1 pseudogene is annotated in these 521 nt (G+C 38.6%); it reads left to right on the top strand.

Annotation, left to right across the window (positions count from 1 at the left end):
• Window positions 1-521 (top strand): annotated as a pseudogene (locus SPADD19_RS12600) (wall-associated protein); the annotation flags it as partial.

Genomic DNA, 521 nt, shown 5'->3' on the forward strand with positions numbered 1-521 from the left:
GTCTTCCAGTTCTGGATAACTTTACTAAAAAAGCTGTTTTCAATAAGAATGCAGATGGAAAGACCACTGGTTTTACAATTGAATTTGGTGATAACTACAATTGGCCAATGTATATTGAATATTCTACAAAAGTAGCTCCTGGAACGAAAGTCGGTGATATTGTCCATAATACGTTAACATGGACAGCAACCAATTTCCCAGCACCGCGTAGTTTAACCCGTGAATTGAGATTGGAATCAGGAACCGGAGAGGGATTAGGTGAGAAAGAACAAACACCACCGACACCTAGCTCAACCTCCTCATCAAGTTCTAGTTCATCATCAAGCTCATCATCCTCATCAAGTTCTAGTTCATCATCAAGTTCATCATCTTCAACGAGTTCTAGTTCATCATCAAGTTCATCATCTTCAACGAGTTCTGGTTCTACATCGAACTCAACATCCACATCAAGTTCTTCATTGAAATCATCTTCATCTTCTGTTAAAGAAGAAGCACCAAAACCTGGTAAGAAAAAAGTTCTT

Origin of the sequence: Streptococcus parasanguinis, assembly GCF_001578955.1 — a bacterium.
Taxonomy (GTDB): domain Bacteria; phylum Bacillota; class Bacilli; order Lactobacillales; family Streptococcaceae; genus Streptococcus; species Streptococcus parasanguinis_U.